The organism is Flavobacterium sasangense DSM 21067 (assembly GCF_000686885.1).
GTDB classification, from domain to species: domain Bacteria; phylum Bacteroidota; class Bacteroidia; order Flavobacteriales; family Flavobacteriaceae; genus Flavobacterium; species Flavobacterium sasangense.
In genome coordinates this window covers 80,224-88,132 of record NZ_KK366033.1, presented here as the reverse complement: position 1 = coordinate 88,132, position 7,909 = coordinate 80,224, and the positions used below count along the sequence as shown (strand labels likewise).

Below are 7,909 nucleotides of genomic sequence, written 5' to 3'. Positions count from 1 at the left end.
CAACGTTCTGCGGCTTAAAAATGTGGCGAAAAACCAGCACCAAGCCAACACAAATATAACCAAAACTTTAAATTAAACAACTGCGCCATTTCAAAAATTCCCGAAACAAGCCATATTTTTAAACCGCTGTTGTATACAGTATAATATTTTCGGAACTTAAAAATAAAACTCAACGAAAAGTTCGGATTGTCACGCAAAGTAAATTTTCACGCAACGTTTGGTTTCAGGTTTTAATTTCACAACGGATTTTCCGAAAACGTATTTTCAGCACAAAGTTTATCGACAAAGTTCGGTTCGGTTTTCAATTTTCGCACAAGATTTTTCGGTAACAATTTCAATAAATTTCTTTCGGAAAAAATAGGAGAGAATCGTTCAGCGTAAGTTCGGAAAATATATTGTATACAACGTTCCGGCGCTTGGCGAGGTTGCGAACTTCGGAACTAATTATTTTCTATCAAAGATAAAATTTCTTGCGAGAAATAAACGTGAATTTACTACAAAATTCGCAATCTTGCCAAACGCCTGTTGTGTGATGTTTTTAATTGACTTTAAAACAGTAATCGCCAATATCGGTTTCCATTGCCCAAGTGGAAGAACCACAACTATTAAAACCTAATAAATAATTATTATTTGGACTTGGATAATTATTTATTAAGCTTAAATTACGTTCAGCATTTTCGATGCTTTGTTTATATGGAAATTTAATAATAAAATCTCCACTTGATTTTGCTTTAAGTCCAAGCTTAAATTTGTATAAATTGCCAGTTGAATTTAGAGTTGGAGTTATTGTCATTGTTGAGTTATTACAAACACCAAGAAAATCGATTAATTGATTTGGATAAATTAGGTCAAATTTATCAATTGCATCTTTTGTGTTATAATTTTGAGTCGGAGTTATAAATTTATAAATCGAAATTTGTAGACTTTCTGGATAATCTGCAAATGTTGAGTCTCCAATTTGGGAATTATAGACTTTTGAGGATACTCTTCCTTCAATCCAAATTGTATCATCAACACTTAAATTTGATTGATTTATAATTTTAACTTTAAAATTATTTCTAAAAATTGTTGGTACACTATCTTCTTCGCATTGAGTAGCCATTAGTAATGGTACAATACAAAGCAATATAATAATCTTTTTCATAATTTCTTTTTTCTACGATTTTTGATAAAATATCACACAACGTTTTGCAGCTTGGCGATGTGGCGGATTAAGGAAGCCTAAACTTTCGGTTAAATACTGACTTTGCAAGTACAAAACCAACTTCAAATTAAGCCCAAAACCCGCCATATTGCCAAACTGCTGTTGGCAGATGGTTTTATTTTAGCAATTCGACTATTTCTTCTTTTGTTTTATTATGCAAGTCAATCATTATATTTGGAATTAATTTGTTGTTTTCAGTTTTCCCTGAAGGTCTAATCCATTCTTTAACACCAAACCTAAAATTTAATTCTGTATTTGGAGTTGTAAATCCAATTAGTTCACCAAAATGATTAGGATGTCCTTTGCTAGGAGTTTCTCCAATTACAGTTGCTAAATTATTGTCTAAAACCATTATTGCAAACATCATTGCACTCGAAAAGGTATTTTCACCTACTAAAATGTAAGTTTTACCATTAAACCTATTTTTGTTTTTTGAAGGTTTATTTTCATCTGAAACAAGAGGCATTAATTCGCCATTTTGTAATTTTTCATATGGTGCATATTCAAAATTATTTTTTTTCATAAAGTCTGAATACTCTTTGCTTTTTTTCCATTTCCCACCATAATCTTTGTAACTCTTGTTAGAGAAATAATCAATTATTAAATTTCCAATAGCTGAATTTCCTCCACCATTATTACTAACATCGATAATTAGTTTTTGCACTTTGTCATTTTTGATTTTTGAAAAAATTGAATCAATTTTCAATTCCCATTTATCATATTTTATTTGTTTATCATTAAATGAGTTTATTGTTAGATAACCAAAATCTTTAATTTTTTCATATTTTAAAATCGAAATATTAGTATCTTTTTTCTTTGTTTGTTGTACGTTTTTGTTTAATTCTTCCCAATTTTGTCCTTTGATTAATATTGTTTTTCCACTTTTGAATTTTAAATTAAAATCATCCGTTATGAAAAAACAGAATTTTGATAAATATAGCCATAACTTTTCTACTGCAATAGTTTTTCGTTCTTCTGAAATACCAAAAACTTGATTTGAACAGCCTTCAATTATATTTTCAATAGAAAACTCATTTATAGACAACAATTCATCACCATTATTTATGCTTTCACCACTATAATTTTCAGTTAAAATAACTTTTTGATTTTCATATTTAAATCTTAAAGGAAAAAATTTAAGATTGTTCTTAATGCTATCAGTTATACAAAAATCATTTAAACCACTATGCTCATCGTTTAATTTTATAAAAATTGGTTTTGCTAAAAAATAAAAATCTTTTTGAGTCATTCCGTCTTTTAAAGAATTTTCAATTTGAATAATATTTTTTTCAAATTCTTCTTTTGAAATTTCTGTAAATGGATTTATATGTGCATTTAATATTTTTTCTTTTATAAATTCTATGTCTGCAACTAATTCACTTTTACTAAATTTTTTATTGTAAAATTCATTGCAAACTTTTTGTCCAAATGTTATATTGGAAATGAATATTGTAAAAATTAGTAGTTTTATATTTGATTTCATATATCTTTTTCGTTCTTGTTTTCGTCTTCTCCTTCGTTCTCCAAAAATCTCTGCCAACGTTCTGAGGCTTAAAAATGTGGCGAAAACCCAACACCAAGCCAACACAAATATACACAAAACTTTAAATTGAACAACTGCGCCATTTCAAAAATTCCCGAAACTAGCCATATTTTTAAACCGCTGTTGTGTGCTGCATAATATTTTCAGAACTTAAAAACTCAACGCAAAGTTTTTCGGCAATGTTTGGATTGTCACGCAAAGTATATTTTCACGCAAAGTTTAATTTCAGTTTTTAATTTCACAACGGATTTTCCCGAAAATGTATCTTCAGCACAAAGTTTATCGACAAATTTCGGTTCGGTTTTCAATTGTCACACAAGATTTTTGGATTACAATTTAAAAAATAATCTTTCGAAAAAATAGGAGAGAAGCTTTCGGCGTAAGTTCGGAAAATATGTTGCACACAACGTTTTGCAGCTTGCAGAAGTGGCGGATTAAGGAAACCTAAACTTTCGGTTAAACACTAACTTTGCAAGTACAAAACCAACTTTAAATTAAGCCCAAAACCCGCCATTTTTGCAAACTGCTGTTGTGCGCTCGGCTTTTTATTTATGGTAATTTTGGACGCCATTTCGTTAAACTTTCATAATGATTATAATCTGCTCTGTTGAAAACTAAATTTATGTTTTCTTTTTCTAATTGCTCAATATTTATTAAAATATCTTTACGACAATCATCATCTTGATAATTAATGTCTTTTGGTGAAATATAATAAGATTTAATCATTTCGAATACTTCAATCTTTGTTATTGAGCATTTTAGTATGTAATAATATTTTGTATCAAAATCTAAAAAATCAAAGAAATCTTCATCGTTATTTTCAATTAGCTCTATATATTTTTCAGGAAATCCATCAATACTATAATTTCGTTTAAAGCAATAATCATAAATTATATTTACAATTTCTAAATCAAAATATTCTAATTCTTTTAAATCATCAAAATTTTCGCTATCAGGTATTTGTTCGATTTTTTGTTTTAACTCAACTATTTTGGTTATAATTTCATTACTCATTTTAAAATGTATATCTAATTGGATTCTGATTTCCTTTTTTTATGTAATTTTCAAGTGAATTGTTTAGATATTTGTCACGAATTTCTTTTGAAGCAATTTTTCCATTAAACCCCCATCTATTATTTATTTGATACCAATTTTCAATTTCATAAACTTCTCTTACAAGCCCTCGATATGAAGCAATAATATATTTTGCATCTTTCTTTTTTGTTCCTAAAACCCAAGATTGTTTTGTTGATAAGTACAAGTCTTCATCTGTCATAAACCTTTTATAAAGTTTATTAATGTTGATTATAATTGTCGGCTCTGTTATTGTAATTGCTTTGGCATCATAATGTTGCAAAACTTCATTAACTGTTTTTAAACCACGTTCCCAACTATCGTGACCTTTTACTGAATTAGTCAAATTCTCTAAACCTAGTAAATCTATACAAGCACTTTCAATTTCAAATGCTTGTTCAGTGGTTAAACCGTGTCTTAAAATGTAATGTTCAACTTCTAAATTTTGATTAATTATTTCACGAATTAAATTTAGTTTATCAGACTCATAAGAAGTTTCCAACGCACCAAATACGTGTTGAAAAACTCTATTTCCAACACCTTTGCCTATATAAAAAATATTTGAAGTTCTAGGGTCTTTTAAAACGTATACATAATTCCCTATTCTTTCGCAAACTGCCTGTGAAAATTCTCTCATATTATCCTAATCTAGCAGTCCAAGAATTACTTTTATTCCATTTAGCATTTCGGTCCTTATCAACTTTAAAAACTTTAATGTCTGCATCACGTTCTTTTTCAACCCAAAACACTTTTACAGTCGCTTCTCTTTCTTTTTCTACAAAATACCAAAGTGCATCTCCTTTTGCATCTCTTTCTTTGTCAACTTTAAAAAAGTGTAAATCTGCATCTCTGTCCTTTGAACAATTGAAAATTTTTACATCTGCTTCTCTTTCTTTTTGTACTACAAATACTTTTGCCATATTACTTATTTTTTATTTTAGTCCATTAAGGTAGGATTTTTACACCGAGCGTTTTTTCAAGCTGACGCACAACGTTTTCGGGCTTTGCGTTCGGGCGGGATTCTGAGCACAAAACTGTCAAACTACACTGAACTTGAACAGAAGCACAAAGCTCCAAGTTTGCACGTCACCCCGCCTGACGCAAAACCCGTGTTATAGGGCGTTTTTCTTCTTCGCTGTCAGTATTGTGTGAATGTCAAATTCTGTTTCTGATGTTTTATACTTCACTTTAAAAATTTCTATTTCGTCAAATTTTGTCCTAATGAGCTGGGCTTTTAAGTTGTCCAAATTATGAAAGTTAAAGTAAACTCTTCCACCGCTACCAACTTTAAAATCCGATTTGTCTGGGTCGCCCTCTACAAAACTTAAATATATCAAGCCGTTATCGTTTAATAAGTCGTAAGAGTTAGAAATCAGTTCATTGCTTTCGATATGCGACAAATAAGGCAAACAAAAACCACAAATAATTCCGTCATATTTTGTGTCAAGATTGTTGATTTGTCGGCTGTCCATAACCGCAAAGTGTGCTGTCGGATTATTCAATTTTGCAAGTTCAATCATATTTGGTGCAATGTCAATTCCCAAAATATCAAAGTCGGGTCTTTTGGATAAAAGATATTTAGTGATATTTCCGGGTCCGCAACCGATTTCCAATAGTTTTGCTTTTGGTTTGTCAATGGAAGTACAGATATAATCATAAGTGTCGTTATACAAGTCCAAGTCCATAAACTTGTCTTGGTATATAGAAGCAACGTTGTTCCAAGTGTCAAATGTTTCTCTGTATCTGTCCATTGTGTGGTCGTTCTAAAATGCCCTATAACTAGTAAATATCATCAAATATATACAACTTTTTTTAACTTTAAAAACTATTCTTCAAGTTTTTTCTTACCTTTTATGTCAACCATACGATCTAACGGACTCTGTATCCTATCAACAGCAGTTTTCGTTAAATGCGTATAAACAGTAGTCGTTTTTATACTCGAATGCCCTAAAAATTGCTGAATGTAGCGGATATCCGTCCCGTTTTCTAATAAATGTGTCGCAAAACTATGACGCAACGTATGCACCGTAGCCTTCTTCTCTAAACCCGATAACTTTATAGCATTACGCATCACCTGTTGTACACTTCCTGTACTATAAGGCTCGCCCGCAAACTGACCCTCAAAAACATAATGTTTACCCTTATAAAGTTCTCTATAAAGCTGTAAAGAAGTAACAATAGAGTAGGGCAACATAACCATTCTATCTTTCTTACCCTTAGCATTCTTAACATGAATCTTGTGTTCCTCAAATAAAATATCACTCCATTTCAAACTCACAATCTCACTCACACGCAAGCCAGCTCCATAACCTATCAACAACAAAAGCTTGTGTTTCGGATTATCTACAACTTTAAAAATCTGCAAACATTCCTCCATAGTCAATACAACAGGCAACTTTTTCTCCTTCTTTGGTCGTGGAAGCACAAAACTATAATCAACTTTCCCTAAAACTTGCTGATAATAAAATTGAACCCCATTCACCATACTATGTCCACTCGTAGCAGACAAACCACGCTCCATCAAAGAGCCTAAAAAACGAATAATTTCCTCCCTAGTAACTTCCTCAGGATTTCGAAACTCAAAAAAGCGTAAAAATTGAATAAAAGCACCACAATACGTTCGCAAGGTTGAACTACTATAATTCAAAGCCAATAAAGTGTCAATCATCTTACTTAAATAACTTTGAGCTTGCTCTGGAACCAAATCCAGTAAGCTTTTCTTCGTTTTAGATAAGTCCAATTGTTTTTTATTAGGCAAATTTCGTTTATCCAAATAATTCTTCGGAAGCAAAGAGGTAATACTAATGCTAGAAGATTCAAACTGTAAATGCAAAGAATCCATCACTACAGGTGCCGCCGGAAGCAAATAACACCCCTTAATCTTACTGTAGCGAGCCATCGAAAAACGTTTTAATTTCTCATGAACCGCAACCATTTTAGGAACATGAACTTCCATCCAAGTTGCATCTTCTAAATGAGGTAAAATCCTAATTTTTCCTTTACCAACAAACGAATCTTTAACAAAATAGTCCGTACCAAAAAAGTCAGAAATGCCTAAAATCTTTTCTACTTCTTGCTTCACAACTTCATTTCTAAAAACCATATAGCTTTTATAATTTCCGTTCCAATAAACCCCTTTAGTATTCAAAAGTTGTTTACTAACTTCATGATGAAAATGCATCTTAAAAACCCAATATTTACCAATACTTGGCAACAATTGTAACTTCAATTTATCCGAAGTTATCACAGTTGGTTTATGTTCAGGATTGTTCAACGAAGAACCTAACTGAAGAGCGCTTGAAGAAGCTATGGGTGAAAGGTCACGGTTATCAACACCGGTCACCATATTAGGAATAGAAGATTCAGTAACCACCACCAAATCTGGAAAATGAGAACGTAATAAATGATAAGAAGCCTTAGAATAATCCAAATACCAACACCTACGAGAACCACTATAAGTAGCACCCAAACGTTTTAAAATGGCAATAATTTCAAAATCCTTATCAAAAAACACCCCAATGCGATAAGCACCATGGTGAAAAATCTTCTCAATACGTACACTCTTCATGGCAAATACAAAATTTAAATGGCTTATAATGATGCAAATATACAAAAAAATATAATTCCAAAACTAAATTCCCACCACCGCCATCTCGAAATAACACCACCGTCACTTCGAAATAACACCACCGTCACTTCGAGTGTTTTTAAGTTGTAAAGCCTAAGATTTACAACTTAAAAATGTATCGAGAACTCCAGAACCGAATTAACTCTATCGTCACTTCGAGTGTTTTGCAGATGTAAAGCCAAAGATTTACATCTGCAAAATGTATCGAGAACAACTGAAAACAATTTCCCAACACCCTCACTTCGAAATAACACCACCATCACTTCGAATATTTTGTAACAGAAAACCCCAAGATTTACTATTACAAAATGTATCGAGAACTATAGAAATAATATGACTCATTCGTCATTTCGAAATAACACCACCGTCACTTCGAATGATTTTATATTTAAAAATACTAACTTAAAAAATTTGAAACAGCATTTAGAACTCTAAAACCGCATTCCCACCTCCGTCACTT

General features: G+C 31.4%; 7 protein-coding genes. All 7 read right to left on the bottom strand.

The features are described from left to right. Positions 1–538: 538 nt before the first annotated feature. The gene (locus BP92_RS0114635) at positions 539–1,144 is read right to left on the bottom strand and encodes a hypothetical protein (protein WP_150111953.1); all 606 of its coding nucleotides are present in this window, start codon (positions 1,142–1,144) and stop codon (positions 539–541) included. A gap of 175 nt (positions 1,145–1,319) precedes the next feature. After that, on the bottom strand, positions 1,320–2,687 hold the full coding sequence (locus tag BP92_RS0114630; protein ID WP_162472102.1) for a S41 family peptidase: 1,368 nt from the start codon (positions 2,685–2,687) through the stop codon (positions 1,320–1,322). Between the two features lie 609 nt (positions 2,688–3,296). After that, positions 3,297–3,761, bottom strand: coding sequence for a hypothetical protein (locus BP92_RS0114620; protein ID WP_026726713.1), 465 nt, complete (start codon positions 3,759–3,761; stop codon positions 3,297–3,299). A gap of 1 nt (position 3,762) precedes the next feature. After that, positions 3,763–4,458: an LEM-3-like GIY-YIG domain-containing protein gene (locus tag BP92_RS0114615; RefSeq protein WP_026726712.1), complete on the bottom strand. Its 696-nt coding sequence runs from the start codon at positions 4,456–4,458 to the stop codon at positions 3,763–3,765. Position 4,459: 1 nt separating this feature from the next. Next, a complete protein-coding gene (locus BP92_RS0114610) occupies positions 4,460–4,741 on the bottom strand; it encodes a DUF6150 family protein (protein ID WP_026726711.1) in 282 nt (93 codons plus the stop codon). A gap of 192 nt (positions 4,742–4,933) precedes the next feature. Further along, positions 4,934–5,572, bottom strand: coding sequence for a class I SAM-dependent methyltransferase (locus BP92_RS0114605; protein WP_026726710.1), 639 nt, complete (start codon positions 5,570–5,572; stop codon positions 4,934–4,936). Between the two features lie 74 nt (positions 5,573–5,646). After that, a complete protein-coding gene (locus BP92_RS0114600; RefSeq protein WP_026726709.1) occupies positions 5,647–7,389 on the bottom strand; it encodes a tyrosine-type recombinase/integrase in 1,743 nt (580 codons plus the stop codon). Positions 7,390–7,909 lie beyond the last annotated feature (520 nt).